A 16,774-nucleotide genomic window follows, 5' to 3' on the forward strand; every position below is an offset into this window, starting at 1 on the left:
ATGTCTAATGAATTTGCAGACTCAGGACGCATGGTCGCCTTTATAGAAGAGGCAGAAACTGCGATCATGCTCCTGGACGAAGGCATGCGAATTGTCGAGTCCTGGGATGGCGGATTCGATCGGCGTGTCGTGGCTTTACATTTATTGGCACAGGGCTACGAACGGTTTCTAAAATTGACGCTTGCGCTTGCGCAACTACGACAGAGCGGTCAGCTCCCATCAGCGCGCGAGGCACAACGCTGGGGGCATGGATTGCTGAAGCTCCTGGACATGACACTGGACGAGTTTGAGAAGGATCCCAGTTTTGTAAATCGTGCCGCTGTTCGTGATGACATCGCATGCTTGCGATTCGAAGGCCGAGCCCGGCAACAGTTGGGCGTTTTGGATGAGTTTGCTTCTGGTGGCCGATATCACAGTCTCGATGTAATGCTTGATGGCCACTCGCAGACCGAATCACCGGTCGATCAGTGGTCGGCGCTAGAGACCTCATTGTTTAGGGAGGACAAAGAATGGACACGACTGATGGAAGAGGATTTCGCAGGTTTCGGGCCACGTTGGTACCCACATCTGGCAGCCGTGCAGACACAGCACTTGCAGCGGACAGCGCGCACGCTCGCCCGAGCTTGGACCCTCGGACCCGCCCGTGACGAGGGCAAACGGCTAACCGGTGTCGTCCGCCGTTTCCTTTTCCTCACCGATGAGGACCTCGTCGCCTGCCCGCCTCGCTAACTGGAAGGATCCAACCGGCTGAGGGTGGTGTCAAAGAGTGTTTCTTGTTCCGCAACGCCTCCAGGCCGAGGCGCGGCAGGGGATTTGTCGTCAAGCAGGGTGCTGAGAGTGTTCATATCAGATACCGGCACGGCACCGCGCCGTTCGAGACCCTCGTTGCCCGGCCCTTCGCCGAGTCCTCGCCAGACCGCGACCCGGCCGAATTGGCACTCGAGCGCCTCAGTTGCGCCCGTCCAGGTGCCGCCTGAGCCCTTGTCGCTCGCGACCACAAGCGTGACTGCGGCCTGGGAATAGATGAGCTTGTTGCGTCCCATTGCGTTGCCGGCACTGAAGCTGGCGTCGGGGCTGTAAGGCGCGCACATGACGGCTCGTCCATCATGGATCGCTGCGCGGACATCGGCGTTGCGGAGTTTGCGTGACAGCGAGTCCGCCAGCACACCGACAACTGCGCCTCCCGAATCCAGTGCCGCATTCATTGCGAGCTGATCGACACCTCGAGCCCCGCCCGAAACGAGAGGAATGTCGCGAACTACTGCGCACTTGGCGGCCTCGATGGCGACCTCGGCGCCGGTCGGACTCACGTCGCGGCTGCCCACGACACCGAGTCCGGCGGTGTCGAGCAGTTCGATCGCACCCGCCGCGTAGAGCAAAGGCGGCGCCTTGGCCCTGAGGCGCTCGGGCCAGCGTGTCGGGTAGTGCTGGTCGAACGGGGTGAGCGTTCGGATACCCGACTGCTCTAGTCGCTCCAACTCGAACGCGAGTGCCGTGGCTCGGCCCATCAGACCACCGATGCGCTGGGCGAAGTCGCCGCTGAAATCGTGCGCCGCTGCGAGATCGTCGGCACTCATTCCGAGCAGACAACTCGGTCCGGTGCCCAAGCGAGCTGACAGCTTCCAGAACTCCGATGCCTTCAGCGGCCGCACTCCGTCAGCGCACAGCCGGCTGACGAGAGCGATCGTCGCCAGAGCGTCGTCTCCTCGCCTCACCCGGCCGCCCTCTCGGATGTCTCGGACAAAGCAAACGGGAACACACGACCCGCTCCGGCGGTTCGCAGCTGCGCTCCTACGACTGTCAGCGTCCAACGGGAATCGACCACATCGTCGACTAGGAGCACCGCGCCTTCGGGCACCGGGCCGCTGATGCTGAACGCCCCGTCAACGTTGCGGAACTGCTGATGGCTGTTCCGCATCGACTTCTGTGGCTGCGTGTCGCGAACCTGCACGACCGCATCGTGACACGGCAGCACGAGCGCGGCCGCGAGCCGGGCGGCGAAATCGGAAACGAGTGTGGGGTAACGGCGCGATGGCACGAACGTGACCCAGGTCGGCGCGGGTTCGGGCCGCCACCGGTCGCTGATGAGCTCTGCGACAGCATCCACCAAGCGGTCGTCGAATCGGCCGTCCGACTGCTTGCCCTTGCGCACCAAGTTGCCCCAGCCGCCGTCACCCCATCGCGAAAGCGCTCGACCGTCTGCAAGCCGAAGATCGGCCGGAATCGACTTTCTGTCCGCCCACTGCTTACGGGGCCCGATCACCATGGCCTCGCTGCGCAAGAACTCCACTGCGGCTTGCACCTCGGATGGATCGAACGTCAGCGCCATGGTGTCGCCGGTGCAGTTGTCGCAGAAGCCGCACGGCTCGCTTGCCGGATCGTCGAGATGCTGCCTCAGGAGCTGCATTCGGCACTGGTCGGTGTCGATGTACTGGCGTACCAATTCGAGTTCGGCACAGCGCAACGCAGTGACTGCTTCGACTTTGTCGTGATCGAAGTTCCAAGGTTGCAACGTCCGTTGCCACCGGCTGCCGACGCGTTCGATTGCGCCATCCACTTCCAGATTCTTCAGGAGATTCTCGAGACGCTTGTTGCCGACGTTCACCTCCGGCAGTAGGTCGTTGAGCCGCATCGGCTCGTGGCGTTCTTCCAGCAGACCGACGACGTGCTCAGCGAGCCGGGGGTTGGGAAACGACGTCTCGATGAAATAGTTCTGAATGTCGACGTCTTCGGTACCCCGCAACACGATGCCCCACGACTCCGGCACTCCCCGGCCCGCCCGTCCGACCTGCTGGTAGTAAGCGACCGGCGATCCCGGCGACTGGTAGTGGATCACGAACGACAGGTCTGGCTTGTCGAAACCCATGCCCAACGCGGAGGTCGCGACAACAGCCTTGACCGAATTGCCGAGGAGTGCCTGTTCGATCTCTGGCCGCCGGGACGACTCGGTCCCACCGCTGTAGGCCACAGCATCAATGCCCTCGCAGATCAGCCAGCCCGCGACGCGTTCGGTGTCTCGAATGGTGGAGCAGTACACGATGCCGGTGCCCGGCAGCTTCGCCAGCGTCGCCGCCAGCCATGTCAGACGCTCCGGTGGCGACAGGATCGTCAGGGCATGCAATCGCAGACCGTTCCTGCCGAGCGGCCCGCGCACTGTCTCGAACTCTGACCCGAGTTGCGAAATGACATCGGCGACGACCCGGTCGTTGGCCGTTGCGGTGCAGCACAGCACCGGAATCCCCGCTGGGAGCAGATCGAGCACGCGAACTAGCCGTCGGTAGTCGGGCCGGAAGTCGTGGCCCCAGTCGGAGATGCAATGGGCCTCGTCGACGACCAGCAGACCGCATCGCGCAGCTATGACCGGAAGCACATCGCTGCGGAAGTCACGGTTCGCCAACCGTTCCGGAGAGATCAGCACGACGTCCGCTTCATCGGCTTCGATCTGTGCGATCACGACGTTCCATTCGTCGCGGTTGGAGCTGTTGATGGTGACGGCGCGTATGCCGAGGCGTTCTGCCGCCTCGATCTGATTGCGCATCAATGCGAGCAGCGGCGATACCAGCAGCGTCGGGCCGAAGCCTGCGCTGCGCATCAGCCGGGTCGCGATGAAATAGACCGCACTCTTGCCCCAGCCGGTTCGCTGCACCAGCAGGACTCGCCCACGCTCCGCGGCCAACCGACGGATCACGCCGAGCTGTCCGTCGCGGAATTCGGCCTGTGAGTCTCCGGTCAGCTTGCGAAGCAGGCCGAGCGCATCTATGGCAAGGGAGGAATCACTCATCTTGCCCGGTCCAATGTCGTCAGTGCATCTGGGGCTTCGGGAATCGGCACAACGCGGCTCACACGGGTCTCACACGGTCAGGGTTCTGATCAATCAAGCGTGGCGGGTACGACGGCTAGGTGCTCGGCTACTGCGCCGTCGTGGAGGCGGCGATCCCATACCGCAACCACGAGGTCAGCGGCGTCGAACACCAGCGCACTCGCCAGATGGACTGCATCGGCCCCGCGCAGCCTGTGGCGTCGCGCAAGCTGGCCAGCGGACTGTTCGACTCGCTCGCTGAGCTCGACTGGCTGGACGCTTGCCCACAGCTGTTGCCAGCGCTGCTCGCAGTCCGCGACTTCCAACTCGTTGAGGTCGCCCCGCCGGCCAGCGGCGGCGAGCGCAGCGGAGACTTCGGCGAACGCCAGCCTGCTGGACACGGCTGCGTCGCATCCGTCCCAGATCGCCTCTGCGATCTTGCTGCCGGCTTCATCGACGATCAGCTTCACCAGCGCGCTGGCGTCGAAGTAGGCGATGGCCACCGCTCAGCGTCGCTGATCGCTCACCAGATCCGACAAGGGTGAGCGAGGACGAGGACGCTGCTGTCCAGTTGCCTGGGGTCGGTCGCCTCGCGCAGGCCGTGAGATCACTCCTTGCGCAGTCAGTCGTTCGATGGTTGGAGCCGAGTCGATACCCGAGAGCCTTGCGACAGGAACGCCTCGTTCCGTGATGACCACCTCTGCGCCAGAGCGGGCGCAGTCCAGCCAGTGGCGCAACCTGGCTCGGAACTCCGTCGCTGCAACGTTCATATTCAGACCGTACCAGTGGAGCCGCTTTGTACAAATCGAATTTTGTGTTCTGTACAGATCACTCCTCACTGAAGCAATTGCCGACTGAGGTGCTGACGTAGCCGTCAACCATGACGTAACCAGTTGGAGTCGCCGACGCCGACGGCCGGTTCACGGCCGTCATCTCCCACACCGACCCCGGCACCCCCAACTGGCTCGACACCACACCGTGCTTTCAGTAAACGATGTCAAGCGCGTAGCGGAGCGCTTGGTCAAGTTGCGCCCGCTTGACGTCACCGAGTCGGCCGACCGGTGCGGCGTCGAGACGGGCAATTGGCACGGTGACGACGTTGTCGCAGCTGATGGCGCACGCCTTCGGTAGCCCCTCGTCGGTCCCGACGTCCACCTCAGAGCGAATTCCTCGAACGGTGCGCGTGATCGGAGCACAGGTGACTGCAGTCAGTACGGAAACTGCGGCGCCTCTCGTCAGCACGCACAAAGGTCGTCGTCCGCCAGGTTCTCCGAGATCGCCCCAGTAGATCTCGTTGCGAGCTACCACGGTGGCGTTGTCCCAGCCGCCAGCCGCGCCGCTGCTTGGGCGAACGCTGGATCCTGCGGCTGGCGGCGATACGCAGCAATGAGCTCGGCATCAGCAGCGGCCAGATCGGTGGCTTCGATGACAGCGCGCGCGCCGCGACGAAGCAATGCGGACCTGCTCGTTCCCTCAGCGTCGGCGATCGCCGCCAGACGTTCGATCAGTTCGTCATCGAGCTGAACCAGGACTTCACGTCGGGCCATAATCATATGGTATGGCATACGGTCTGATCTCGGCGAACTACTATCGGAACCGGCCACGCCGTCAACGTAACGACGTCAGCCAGAGCCACACCAACAGATTTCTTCAGGTCGACTTGCTGACCGATCTGTCGAAGCGGTCGGCTGAACCGGGATCAGTCGGCGAACGTGTCGACTAGGTGCTGGTTGCGGTCTATGAAGCGTTGGTGCTTGTCGGCTTCGTCAGGGGCGCCGAAGACGGTCCGCTCGACGCCGAGTTCTTGGTACAGCTCCAGCTTCTCTTCGGCCGGCCGGCTGAAGCAGTACATCGAGATCGGGATGGCGTCCGGATCTCGCCCGTAGGACTCCACTGCCCGCGCAGCGCCTCGATGGTCTCTCGCATGGCCCCATATCCCTGCGGCCACGGCACCGGCGACACGTTGGACAGCTCCTCACGGTTCCAGCCCACGCCCACGCCGAACAGGAACCGCCCGTCGGACACCTCGTCCAGCGTCGCCACGCTCTTGGCCAGGTCCAGTACCTCGTGCTCGAGCAGTAGGCACACACCGGTCACCAGCTTGATCCGCGACGTCACCGCAGCGGCTGCTCCCAGCGAAGTGAACGGGTCGCGCATATGCCAGTACAGCCGAGGCAGCTCAATGCCAGCAGGGTGCGGGGTCTGCCGGCTGGCCGGAATGTGGCTGTGCTCGCCCACCCACAGCGAGTCGTAGCCCCGCTGCTCTGCTTCCAGCGCCATGTCGGTGGTTCGCTGGCCGTAGTCGCTGTTCGGTGTTGCCAATCCGATCTTCATGTGTCCCCGCCGTTGGTTCGATGTGCCCCGCGGCCCCGTCAGCGGCCGAACCTAGTGCGCCGTCCACGACGCCAGGGGGGGCTTGCTCGGGCCAGCTCGAGGGCATCGAATCCACCCCAGCCACACCAACGAGACAGGCCCTATGGCCGTCTTCGGCTCGGTTTGGCGAGCGGCGTCACTCACCAGCGTTGACATGCTTGCGGCGATGCAGCGACACAGCCTCGCTTTCGTGCGTCCACACGGTTGCATCGCCGGTCAGCGGGCCGGCCACGGCCGTCTCGAATTGCGTGGCGAGGAGCGGAAGGCCGAAGATCGTGGTCTGAAAGTTCTGCACGGCTCGCCCGGTATCGCAGACCACCAGCACCGGAAGCGGTTGCCCCTGCCATGCGCTCTTGCGATACGGGCCCAGCTTGCGATGCACCTCGGTCGGCGTCGAAGCAGAGCGCTCGTACTCGAGGCAGTACGGACCCGCCCCGAAAGGCCCCTCGGCCACGAGGACGACGAGATCAGGCTTGACCTGGGTGATGTCGGGCAGGTTGACCTCGGCCCTCCAACCCGCGAACACCTGCGCTTGTTCGCTCGCGAACTGTTCGACGAGCCGCCCGCGAGACTGCACAGCGTCGAGGCGCGCATTCCCGGGAATTGCGCTATCGCCATGAAGGTCCGGTACGCCGTCGGACCGTTGATCGCAGCCAAGTCCTTGTTTCGGGATTGCCAGCGCTGCATTCGCTCAGGGGTGCCGACGGCTCCACCGTCTGCCCCGGATCCTCGTAGAAGACTCGGTTGGCGATCCGGAAGTAGCGGTCGTGCTCGTGGGTATAGGTGTCGAGTCCCCAAAAGCGATGTTCCTGCTTTCGCCGCAGAATCCGTTCGGTCGCATGCAGTCCCACGTAGGTGAACGTGACCCAGATTGGCGAGCCGTAGCGAGCCACAGCGTGGTAGAAGCCGCCGCGTCGCATCAGGCGGAAGTCCGTCACGCGCTCGCTGGCATCCATCGGAACGCCGTCGGCCGGCCAGGCCATCTGGTCGACTCGCATGCGATCCGGTACACGGCCTCCAACATGGCGAGTCGACGCAGGCACATCCGAAGGCCGCGGGCGATGGCCGTCCACCAGTGAGATCAGCTGCCGACGGAGCTGCCGCGTTCCCAAGTCCAAGATCGGTACAAGGTTCGCGACGCTAGCGAGCGGCATCCGCCCGATGATTCGCAGCAGACGCTGCTGTTCTTCGTCCGTTCCGGTCATTTCTTGCCGGAATGCCCGTCTGACTCGACGGGTTTTCGCGAGGGAAAAGACGGCCGAGCGGCCCTGCTGCGCTAGATCACTCGGAGCGCTGGGTGCCGACCTTCAGCTCGCGGAAGGGGCTGGTGGTGTCGATGCCCGGCTCTTTCGGCAGGCCCAGTACTCGCTCGCCCACGATGTTGCGCATGACCTCGTCAGAGCCGCCGGCGATCCGCATCGCGGGGAAGCCCAGCACGTAGCCGGCCCACGAGAACGTGCCCCATTCGCCGGTGTCGGCCACCAGCCGCAATTCGAGCGTGTCGCTCACGAAGTCGCACATGGCGCCCATCTGGCGGATGAGGCCCATCTTGGCGAGCGACATCTCCGGCCCGGGCGTGCGGCCGGCGTGCAGGCCGTCCATGGTGCGCTGGTTCGACCACGACAGCACCTTGCCGTAGGTGTAGACGTTCATCAGCTTCTGGCGGGTGAGCGCATCGTCGTCCACCCCGAAATGCTGTGCCATCGCAGCCAGCTTCGTGAAGCCGCCCGCGCCGCCGGCACCGCCGCCGCCGATGGAGGCCCGCTCGTTCATGAGCGTGGTCAGCGCCACGCCCCAGCCCTGGTTCACGTCGCCGAGACGGTGGCTGTCGAGCACCCGGACATCGTTGAAATAGACCTCGTTGAAGTTGGCCCCGCCGGTCATCTGGCGCAGCGGCCGCACATCCACGCCCGGCGCGTCCATGTCCACGATGAACCCGGTCAGACCCTGGTGCTTGGGCAGGTCGAAGTCGGTGCGGGCGATGACCTCGCCCACATCGGAATAGTGCGCACCCGACGTCCACACCTTCTGGCCGTTGAGGATCCACTCTTCGCCGTCGCGGTCGGCACGCATCTGCAGGCTGGCGAGGTCTGAACCGGCGCCTGGCTCGGAGAACAGCTGGCACCCGACCACGTCGGCCCGGTACATCCTCGGCAGCAGCTCAGAGGACACCTCGGGGTTGGCGTGCGCCAGGATCGTGGGCGCCACCATGCCCAGGCCGATACCGAAGAAGCCGCCGTCGGGCGTGTCGAACTGGCCTTCGAGCTGCATCCACAGTCGTTCGAACTTGCGGGGCAGCCCGCTCCCGCCCAGCTCGGAGGGACCGGTGATCCAGCCATAGCCGGCGTCGAACTTCTTGGCCCGCCACTCTTTGGCAGCGGCCAGATCTTGCCGCTCGGCTTCCCGGTCGACCTCTTCGAAGAGAGCGGCGTTGTCAGGGCCCTGGCCCCAGACGAATTCCCGCCGTTCGGTCTTGCGCTTGGCGTTGGCCTCGAGGAACTCTGTCGCCTCGGCGACGAACTGCTCTTCGGTGATCTCGGGGGCATCGGTGTCGACAGCGGCCATGTCAGTCTCCTGCGCGGTGGCATGGGGGGTGCGAGCAGCCTCAAGCTACTGCCCGGTTGGTGCAGCCGTCTCAGGTCTCGCAGATGCCGCTTGCGTCGTGAACAGACTCGTTTGGGTGGTCCGCTGGTTTGCTTCGAGAGGCTCGCTACGCTCGTCAGCCATGGGTCAGCCCGTTCGAGTAGCAGAGCGAACCTCGGCCGCCCGCCCGGGCACCGTGCGATTCGAGACCAACCGGCCGCTGACGGGTGCAGGGCACCGCTACTACAGCAGCGCTGCGGATGCAGTGAGCGCCGAAGATCCCGCCGACATGCTGGCGTGGCGCCTGTTCCAGCGCGGCGGCGTCGACCACGTGCACGTCTACAGCAACGTCGCCACCGTCGAGATCTCCCGCGGTCACACCTCTGAAGGCATCACCGAGCTCATCGAAGAGCTGTTCGCCCACTACAGGTAGCTCGCTATCGGTAGCGATCAGCACAGTCGATAGCTCGCTATCGGCAGCGACAAGCCCGGCCGCGAGCAACGATCGAGGGCTACCGTTGCGCCCATGACTGAAGATGAGTTTCGTACCGAGCTTGCGGCGCGTGGCTATGGCGAGCCGCGGAGTTTCGCGTTCGCGCCCGACACCGACGGGGAGTTCCACAGCCACGAGTTCTCGGCGATGGTGATGGTCACCGAAGGCGAGTTTCGTCTTGGGCTCGAAGACGAGACCCGAGTCTTCGAAGCAGGGGATTGGTGCGAGGTTGCGGCGGGCACAGTGCACGCTGAGCAGGCGGGTCCCGCTGGTGCCACCTTGCTGGCGGGAACGAAGTAGCTGCGTCGGACCTCACGACAGGAGCCGCTGACAGGGTCCCAGCTAGAGGGTCCCAGCAGAAACGATTGTTCGCTAGTCTGTCGCGATGGCGGCAGAGCTGGTGCAGCTGTATGACACAGTCGGCCCTCGTGGGGTCGGCGCATTAGACACAGCGCGCACTGTTGCGCCGATCACCCGCAGTGACGAACGGCTGCTGCCGGTTGCCGACGAGTTCGCCCCGCTGCTGGCACAACCGGGGATCGTCCGCGGGTCGGTGCTGGCCACACAAGGGCCGGGCGCGCTGACCCTGGCGACGGCTCTTGCCGCGGAGGCTTCGCGTGCTGGGGGATGGACGGCAGCGGTGGGTCTGGGACGCATGGGCATCTCGGCCGTGGCAGAGCGAGGAGCCTCGCTGGACCGATGGGCGTTCGTGGACCACCCCGGCGATGCCACCGCCGAAGTGCTGAACGCCTTGATCGGCAGCGTCGATGTGATCCTGCTCGCCGGCAGCGTGCGGATGGCAGCCGCTCACAGCCGGCGCCTGCGAGCCCGTCTGCGAGAACGAGGGACTGCGGTGATCGAGGTCGCCGAGCCGGGCCCTGCCCGCCAGCATCATGGCAACGCGTTCAGCCCAGATGTGACCGTGGCTGTGGAGCGAGCAGCTTGGACCGGCCTCGGGCAGGGCCACGGACGGATCCGAGCTCGGCGCGCTGAGGTGGTCGCAGCGGGCCGGGGCGCGGCGTCGCTGCCGCGACGAGCCGTCCTGTGGCTGCCGGACTCCGACGGCCGCATCACTCCCGTCCGCGGCGCGATCAGCACAGTGGGCTTCGATCGGCCCGCTCCGGTCGACCTCAGTCAGGCTGGCGTCGACCCCACAGATCCCAGTGTGACCTTCCTGCCGCAACGTCGTGCGGGATAGCGCTGTGTCTGATGGCACCATCTCCAACAGCGCTGTCGAGGACAGACCGCTGCGGATGCTGGCGGTGGAGATCGCGCACTGGTCCGTAACCGCTGCAGGGATCGATCCGACAACTCCCGCAGCGGTGGTGTTCGCCGGACGGGTGACTGCCGTCACGCCCGCAGCCTCTGCGGCAGGGGTGATGACAGGGATGCGCCGCCGGCAGGCCCAGTCCCAGTGCCCTGCGGTGGAGGCGATCGAGCGCGACCTCGATCTCGATGCCCGCCGTTTCGCTCCCGTGGTCGCAGCATTGGAGGAACTGACGCCGAGAGTCGAGGTGCTGGCACCCGGTTGCTGCGTCTTCGGCACCCGAGCCCCATCGCGCTATTACGGCGGCGACGAGGCATTGGCCGAATTGGTGGCACGAACCGTCACCCGGGCGTTGGCCTCGGACGTCTTGGAAGTGTCGCTTGCTGGGACACCTGCAGCGATGCCGGAGATCCGCGTCGGCATCGCTGACGGCCTGTTCGCGGCCGGCCTTGCAGCCCGCGTCGCGCCGGGGGGAGTGCTGGTGGTGCCTGCGTCCGCAAGTGCGGGGTTCCTGAGCCAGCTGTCGTTGCACGCCCTGACAGAACCGTTCTCACCGCTGGCAGGCACAGCCGGCCCTCGTGGGGTCGGCGCATCGAGCACAGCCGGCGAGGAACTGGTCGATGTGCTGAAGCGGCTGGGTCTGCGCACCTTGGGCGACGTGGCGGCGCTGCGGTCAGCCGACCTTGCGGGCAGGTTCGGCACGCAAGGCGAATGGGCGCATCGGCTGGCCAGCGGAGGCGACCCTCGTGTGAGCCAGCCCGGTGTCGCTGCGCCGGATCTCTGCGTCGATGCGGAGATCGACCCGCCTGCGGACCGCGTCGACACGGTGGCTTTCACAGCGAAGTCCCTGGCCGACCGTCTCGACGCCGATCTGGCCCGATGTGGCCACGCGCTGGTTTGCGTGCAGGTCAGCATCGAAACCGAGAACAGTGAGACCAGCAATCGGTTCTGGCGCCATGGGTTCCGCTTCAGCCCTGCCGATGTGACTGACCGTGTGAGGTGGCAGCTCGACGGATGGCGCCAGGATCGAAACCGTCCCAGCGGCCGTATCTCGTTCATCCGGCTGGCAGTGGCGCAGACAGCTCCCGATGAGGGCCGCCAGCTCGGGTTCTGGGGTGGTCAGACCGAGACTGACGAGCGGGCTGAGCGAGCCTTGGGCCGGGTGCAGACGCTGGTGGGCTTCGATGGGGTCACGGTTGGCCGTCTGGGCTCCGGCCGTCGCTTCGCCGATCTCGAGCAGCGCCTGCCTTTCGGAACTGCCGGTGCATCCAATCCAGCTGGCAGCCCCGCCAGCCCGACCAGCCCCGCCTCGCCGATGCCTCCGTGGCCGGGACGGCTGGGCGCGCCAGTCCCTGCTCTCGTGCTGTTTGAGCCCGAGCCGCTCGTGGTGCTCGACGCTGACGGCGAGCCGGTCGGCGTGAGCGGCCGGGGAGAAGCCAACGCGCCTCCTGCCGAACTGCGGCGTGCCAATGGACGCATCAGCCGGATCACGGCATGGGCAGGGCCGTGGCTGCTCGACGAGCGTTGGTGGGTCCGGGGGGCACGCCGCCGCCAAGCCCGGTTCCAACTTGTCCTCGACGACGGCACTGCCCACCTCTGCGCTGTCGAAGGCGGCCGCTGGCAACGCGAAGCCACCTACGACTGAGCGCGGCGGTCAGTTGCCGTTGGTGGACCAGTGCCAAGGTTCGCTGGGAAGGTTGAACAGGCCATAGGTCTTTGCGTTGGCCTTCAGCCACCGGAACGCTGTCGAGTTGCGGCTGCCGATCGAGCGGCCGTTGTGCTGGAAATCGATGGCGAGGCCGCGCTCGTGCATGGATAGGCCGGGACGGGCAGTCGGCGGGCGGCACTGGTAGGACGGTCGCTTGTAGATCGCCCACTCGTTCGTTCCGCAGTGCGCCCGTCGCAGCGCGATCTGCGAGGCGGCACTGCGGTACCCACCGCCGGCGAGCCGGATTCCGTCGCGGGCAGCGTGCTCGAGCAGGTCTTGCACCTTGTTGGCGATCGACTCGTGGACCCGGATGCCGCCGACCCACGCCAGCTCGCTGGCCGCGACATTGTTGCTGTTGGGCTGGCCGGCGGTCCCCCTTCGCAGGCGCTCCAGACGGTCCTGCTCTTCTCGGCGCTTGCGTTCTTCTTCCTCACGTAGCCGCTTCTGCTCGGCGGAGATGCGCTTGTGCTCGGTGATGACTCCTGTGACGCGCTGCGCGGTCGCAGCGACCTCTTCGGCGGCGGCTGCGTCCCACTCCGCGAGCGCGGCCTGCTCGTACAGAAGGTTCTCGAGCTGGTATTCGAGCTCCTCGAGCAGCTCTTCTTCCTTCTCGACGACATCGAGCAGATCCTCAAGCGCCGTCTCGGATTCCTGCCTGCGAATGTCCCGCAGCTCTTCGGCACGCCGGAACTCGCGCACGGCCAGCTCAGCGTCAACCGTCAAGGCACGCAGCTGATCTGCAGTGGTGTTCAAATCACCCAGCGCAGCGCCGATGAGCACTCTGATTCGGGCGGCCTCGTAGACATCGCCAGTGCGAACGAGCCCGTAGGACCCCTCCACCGATGCGTCGTAGCCGATGTAGTTCTGCACGATCAGCTCGATGACGCGCCGGCCGAGTTCGCCGTGCTGCTCGTCGAGCGACAGCGTCCGCTGCACGGCTGCCTGCACTGCTGCTTCGGCAGCGTTCAGTGCCAGCTCGGCATCTTCGAGATCGTCGCGCTGATCGTTGACCAGCACTTTGAGCTGGTCATAGGCCGTGAGCACCTCGTTGACGTCGACCTGCGCTAGATCGACCTCGCCGATCTTGGCCAGCAGTGCCGCTTGGGCTTCGTCGCGGATGCGTTTCTTCTCGGCGAGCTGCGCCTCAAGCTTCTTCTGCTGACGCTCCAGCTCTTCCTTGCGCTGCTCCAGCTCTTTGCTGGACGGTGTGGACTGCGCACCGGTGCCCGCGATGGGCAGCACGCTGGCAACGACGGCGAACGCAATGGCCATCAGCATGTACTGGGGTGATCGGGGCCGTGAGCCTCGCAATCGGGGCGTCCTTGCTGAAGCCGGCCCTGCGAGCGGCTTCGTCGTCGATGTGCGGCCGCCGTCGGTGACGGCACGACCTTGCGCCCAAGGTACCGATGGGCAACGCCGAGTGGGTGTCGCCCCCGGCCGCCGCGGCTAGCTGCCGGGGACGACGGTCTCGTCGACGACGGGATTCGAGAGCACGCCGATACCGGGAATCTCGAATTCGACCCGGTCGCCGGGAATGAGCCACTTCGGCGGATCGTGCGAACCGCCGGTTCCTTCCGGCGAGCCCGTCGCGATGATGTCGCCGGGTTCGAGCGGCATCACCTTGGACAGGTATGAGATCACCTCGGCCACAGAGAAGATCATCTCGCCGACGCTGGCACGCTGACGCTCCTCGCCGTTGACTCGGCAGATCACTTCCAGTGACGCCGGGTCCTCGATCTCGTCAGCCGTGCAGATCCACGGTCCCATCGAGCCCGATCGGTAGAAGTTCTTGCCGGCTGCGACGCTGTGCCGCTGCCAATTCCGCACCGATCCGTCGTTGAGAACGGTGTAGCCGCCGACATGGCTCAGCGCGTCGTCGAGCGAAATGTGGCGACCGGCTCGGCCGATCACCACAGCGAGTTCGACCTCGTAGTCGAGCTGTTCGGACACGACTGGTCGCACAATCGCCTCGCCGTCGGCCACGAGCGTGCCCGGCGGCTTGTTGAAGTACACCGGTTGCGGCGGCGCCTGTACGACGCCGCCGAGGGGATATTTCTTGTGGTAGTTCGCTCCGGCGCACAGCATGCGTGCGCCAGGGTCTGCGGGAATCGCCAAACCGATGTCATCCCAGGAGTGGTCGGCAGGGCCGTGCCCAAGTTCGGCGAGTGCGGCCGGCGCGGCCAGCGCGTCGGCGACGGCATGTCCGAGTGTCGCGATCGGGCGACCGGTGCCGGCGGGATCGCGTCCACCAAGCTCAATGACGCCGGCGGACCCTGCCAGCCCGATGCGGGTCGGCGGGTCGTCACCGTGGTGGTGAACATCGGCACCAGTGCGGAATCGGAGCAGTCTCACGAGCCGTCAACGTATACCGACGGCCCAGCGCGGGGTGCGCCCGATGTCGATGGCCAAGTGTCGACGACCCAGAGACTGGGTGTACCCAAGCTTCAGTCTGTCGTGGTGACCCGCAGCGGCTCGCCTCCGGCGTGACGGATCGTCGTCTCGAGTGCGCCAAGATCATTGCCGCTCACCCGGCCGTTCCATGGCGGGCCGATGCCGGCCTCGTCCATAACTGGCTCGAGGGCGACTGCCACCCGCGGGTTGTCGGTGCGCAGCGTCAGCGTGGCATTGGTGCCGCGCTGCCAGCTCGCCACCACTTCGGCTCGGCGGAACGTGATGTCGGCCAGGATCAAGCCGTGAGCGGTCGCTGCGAGCACCCGGCGGACGTTGAAGAGCAGCTGGTGCGCGACGACGGCGAGCACCACCGCAAGCCAGCCCACGCCCCACGACAGCGCCATCCCCGCACCCAGTGCGAACACGACGACTCGCACCGCCATGATCCGGCGGTGCAGGCGGTCGGTCTCTGAGTCTTCGACCACGACGGCGCTTCGGACTTCCACATTCACGTTGCCCAGCAGCTCGACGGCCCGTGCGAGGGCCCGGTCGGCTGGCGTCATGAGCCCGTATCCGTGGGCCCCGTATCCGTGGGCCCCGTATCCGTGGGCCCCGTATCCGTGGGCCCCGGCAACTGTTCGGGCAAGTCGATCAAGCCATCCGCTTCGGAGATCTGCTCGGCCACGGCCAACAGCAGGCTCTCGGCGCCGTGCGCGGCGATGAGCTGTGTGCCCAGCGGCAGGCCATCGGGGTCGTGGGCGGTCGGGAGGGAGATAGCGGGCTGGCCGCTGACGTTGGCCTGGTCCACGAAACCGATGAGTGAGCGAAGACGTCGCGCCCCTTCTGCGGGATCCGAGAGGTAGCCGAGCGGTGGGGTCACATCACCGAGCACCGGCGTGAGCAGCAAGTCGAAGCCCGACGACGCCGGATCTGCGTGCGCCCCGGGCTGACGCCAGAACGACATCACCCCGCGACGCCACCGCGCGAGACCTTCCAGCGCGCTGACGTACGCGGCGGCGGGCAGTGATCTTCCGAGCTCGGCCGACCACCAGTTGGCTGGCTCGATGTCCTCGGGCGTCATCGGGCGGCCGAGACGCTCCACCCAGCCGTCCATCTCCGCAGCCATGCCCACTGTGCGCACGACGATGGCGTGATCGGTGAGCTCGTCGCTGTACCAGCCGTGTGGGCACGTGTCGGTCTCGACGTGGTGACCCAGCTCGGTCAGCAACGCCGCCGCTTGCTCGACGGCGTGACGCACCGGCTCGGTGGCTCGGGCTCCCGCCGCTCCCACAGCAGCACCCACCGACACCGCGATGCGCAACGGCCGCAATGAGCGGGCGGCCTCGATCGAGTCGGCGAACGACACCCCGGGCGCGAGCGGGGGAGCGACGTACGGATCTCCCGGCGCCGGGCGGCCGATCACGTCGAGGCACTGTGCCGCGTCGCGCACAGATCGCGTGAGCATGCCGTCGACTGCGAAGCCCCCTCGATGCTCGCCCAAGCGTGGCGCGGTCGAAACCCGGCCACGGCTCGGCTTCAGTCCCACCAGGCCGCATGCCGCGGCCGGCACTCGGATCGACCCGCCGCCGTCGTTGCCGTGGGCGACGGGCACGATGCCGGCTGCGACGGCCGCCGCGGATCCGCCGCTGGATCCGCCCGGTGATCGCGACACATCCCACGGATTCGATGTCGCGCCATAGGCCGCTGGCTCGGTGGTGATGGTGGTGCCGAATTCGGGAGTGTTCGTACGACCGATCGAGACCATGCCCGCGCCGCGCAGCAACCGGTACAGGTGACTGTCCTGAGTGCCACGCCACTCCAGCTCGACCAGGAACCGCGCTCCGGCGTGATGGAACTCGCCCGCTTGCTCGCAGCCGAGGTCCTTGACGGCAATCGGCACGCCGTCGAACGGCGCATCGGCGACAGGCCCGTCGTGCGTTCGTCGGGCTCGGCGGTCCGACCAGCGCGCAGCCGCCTTCCCAGCTTCGGCCATCGCAGCTTCAGGGCGTTGGTGAAGCACGGCATTGAGTGATGGATTCAGGCGAGCCAGCCGATCGAGCGCGTCCTGCACAGCCTCGATCGGATTTGCGTCTCCGGCCGCGAACGCTTCGGTGAGTGCCGTTGCGTCCTTGTCGCGGCCGCGCGCTGCCATCTCTCAGC

At 66.1% G+C, this 16,774-nt stretch carries 20 protein-coding genes; 5 read left to right on the top strand and 15 right to left on the bottom strand.

Annotated features, from left to right (window positions below):
- Positions 1-729: a hypothetical protein gene (locus tag ACQY5K_RS17285; RefSeq protein WP_428117894.1), complete on the top strand. Its 729-nt coding sequence runs from the start codon at positions 1-3 to the stop codon at positions 727-729.
- Here the strand turns inward: ACQY5K_RS17285 and ACQY5K_RS17290 are convergent.
- The 11 genes from ACQY5K_RS17290 to ACQY5K_RS17340 all read right to left on the bottom strand — a co-directional run bounded on the left by ACQY5K_RS17290 (position 726) and on the right by ACQY5K_RS17340 (position 8,737).
- Positions 726-1,715, bottom strand: coding sequence for a DNA-processing protein DprA (locus ACQY5K_RS17290; protein ID WP_428117897.1), 990 nt, complete (start codon positions 1,713-1,715; stop codon positions 726-728). The two genes, ACQY5K_RS17285 and ACQY5K_RS17290, sit on opposite strands and share 4 nt — an antisense overlap.
- The gene (locus tag ACQY5K_RS17295) at positions 1,712-3,781 is read right to left on the bottom strand and encodes a RecQ family ATP-dependent DNA helicase (protein ID WP_428117900.1); all 2,070 of its coding nucleotides are present in this window, start codon (positions 3,779-3,781) and stop codon (positions 1,712-1,714) included. Before ACQY5K_RS17295 ends, ACQY5K_RS17290 begins: the two co-directional genes overlap by 4 nt.
- Before the next feature lie 89 nt (positions 3,782-3,870).
- The gene (locus tag ACQY5K_RS17300; RefSeq protein ID WP_428117902.1) at positions 3,871-4,302 is read right to left on the bottom strand and encodes a type II toxin-antitoxin system VapC family toxin; all 432 of its coding nucleotides are present in this window, start codon (positions 4,300-4,302) and stop codon (positions 3,871-3,873) included.
- Between the two features lie 3 nt (positions 4,303-4,305).
- Positions 4,306-4,569 (bottom strand): type II toxin-antitoxin system Phd/YefM family antitoxin, encoded by a 264-nt coding sequence (locus tag ACQY5K_RS17305; protein ID WP_419920786.1) that lies wholly within the window; start codon positions 4,567-4,569, stop codon positions 4,306-4,308.
- A 58-nt stretch (positions 4,570-4,627) separates the two neighbouring features.
- The gene (locus ACQY5K_RS17310) at positions 4,628-4,771 is read right to left on the bottom strand and encodes a hypothetical protein (RefSeq protein WP_428117905.1); all 144 of its coding nucleotides are present in this window, start codon (positions 4,769-4,771) and stop codon (positions 4,628-4,630) included.
- A gap of 12 nt (positions 4,772-4,783) precedes the next feature.
- Positions 4,784-5,107: a type II toxin-antitoxin system PemK/MazF family toxin gene (locus tag ACQY5K_RS17315; RefSeq protein WP_428117907.1), complete on the bottom strand. Its 324-nt coding sequence runs from the start codon at positions 5,105-5,107 to the stop codon at positions 4,784-4,786.
- Positions 5,101-5,346, bottom strand: a complete 246-nt coding sequence (locus tag ACQY5K_RS17320; RefSeq protein ID WP_428117910.1) for a ribbon-helix-helix domain-containing protein — start codon at positions 5,344-5,346, stop codon at positions 5,101-5,103. Before ACQY5K_RS17320 ends, ACQY5K_RS17315 begins: the two co-directional genes overlap by 7 nt.
- A 190-nt stretch (positions 5,347-5,536) precedes the next feature.
- Complete coding sequence (locus ACQY5K_RS17325; protein ID WP_428117913.1) at positions 5,537-6,133, bottom strand: LLM class flavin-dependent oxidoreductase; 597 nt, start codon at positions 6,131-6,133, stop codon at positions 5,537-5,539.
- 175 nt (positions 6,134-6,308) lie between these two features.
- Positions 6,309-6,749: a hypothetical protein gene (locus ACQY5K_RS17330; protein ID WP_428117915.1), complete on the bottom strand. Its 441-nt coding sequence runs from the start codon at positions 6,747-6,749 to the stop codon at positions 6,309-6,311.
- A gap of 31 nt (positions 6,750-6,780) precedes the next feature.
- The gene (locus ACQY5K_RS17335; RefSeq protein WP_428117917.1) at positions 6,781-7,377 is read right to left on the bottom strand and encodes a hypothetical protein; all 597 of its coding nucleotides are present in this window, start codon (positions 7,375-7,377) and stop codon (positions 6,781-6,783) included.
- Between the two features lie 76 nt (positions 7,378-7,453).
- Positions 7,454-8,737, bottom strand: coding sequence for an acyl-CoA dehydrogenase family protein (locus ACQY5K_RS17340; protein WP_428117920.1), 1,284 nt, complete (start codon positions 8,735-8,737; stop codon positions 7,454-7,456).
- A gap of 160 nt (positions 8,738-8,897) precedes the next feature.
- Between ACQY5K_RS17340 and ACQY5K_RS17345 the strand changes: the two genes are divergently transcribed.
- From ACQY5K_RS17345 to ACQY5K_RS17360, 4 genes are all read left to right on the top strand, one after another.
- Positions 8,898-9,188, top strand: a complete 291-nt coding sequence (locus ACQY5K_RS17345) for a hypothetical protein (RefSeq protein WP_428117922.1) — start codon at positions 8,898-8,900, stop codon at positions 9,186-9,188.
- 93 nt (positions 9,189-9,281) lie between these two features.
- The gene (locus ACQY5K_RS17350; RefSeq protein ID WP_428117925.1) at positions 9,282-9,548 is read left to right on the top strand and encodes a cupin domain-containing protein; all 267 of its coding nucleotides are present in this window, start codon (positions 9,282-9,284) and stop codon (positions 9,546-9,548) included.
- An 85-nt stretch (positions 9,549-9,633) separates the two neighbouring features.
- Complete coding sequence (locus ACQY5K_RS17355) at positions 9,634-10,446, top strand: hypothetical protein (RefSeq protein WP_428117927.1); 813 nt, start codon at positions 9,634-9,636, stop codon at positions 10,444-10,446.
- 4 nt (positions 10,447-10,450) lie between these two features.
- Positions 10,451-12,160, top strand: coding sequence for a DNA polymerase Y family protein (locus tag ACQY5K_RS17360; RefSeq protein WP_428117930.1), 1,710 nt, complete (start codon positions 10,451-10,453; stop codon positions 12,158-12,160).
- 9 nt (positions 12,161-12,169) lie between these two features.
- Here the strand turns inward: ACQY5K_RS17360 and ACQY5K_RS17365 are convergent, their stop codons facing one another.
- From ACQY5K_RS17365 to ACQY5K_RS17380, 4 genes are all read right to left on the bottom strand, one after another.
- Positions 12,170-13,501 carry a D-alanyl-D-alanine carboxypeptidase family protein gene (locus tag ACQY5K_RS17365; RefSeq protein ID WP_428117933.1) on the bottom strand — a complete coding sequence of 444 codons (1,332 nt, stop codon included), beginning with the start codon at positions 13,499-13,501 and terminating at the stop codon, positions 12,170-12,172.
- Between the two features lie 168 nt (positions 13,502-13,669).
- Complete coding sequence (locus ACQY5K_RS17370) at positions 13,670-14,575, bottom strand: fumarylacetoacetate hydrolase family protein (RefSeq protein ID WP_428117936.1); 906 nt, start codon at positions 14,573-14,575, stop codon at positions 13,670-13,672.
- A 92-nt stretch (positions 14,576-14,667) separates the two neighbouring features.
- Positions 14,668-15,177, bottom strand: coding sequence for a hypothetical protein (locus ACQY5K_RS17375; protein WP_428117939.1), 510 nt, complete (start codon positions 15,175-15,177; stop codon positions 14,668-14,670).
- Positions 15,174-16,766, bottom strand: a complete 1,593-nt coding sequence (locus ACQY5K_RS17380) for an amidase (RefSeq protein WP_428117942.1) — start codon at positions 16,764-16,766, stop codon at positions 15,174-15,176. The genes ACQY5K_RS17375 and ACQY5K_RS17380 overlap by 4 nt, the downstream gene beginning before the upstream one ends.
- Positions 16,767-16,774 lie beyond the last annotated feature (8 nt).

This window comes from Candidatus Poriferisodalis sp., assembly GCF_965262965.1.
Taxonomy (GTDB): Bacteria; Actinomycetota; Acidimicrobiia; order Acidimicrobiales; family Poriferisodalaceae; genus Poriferisodalis.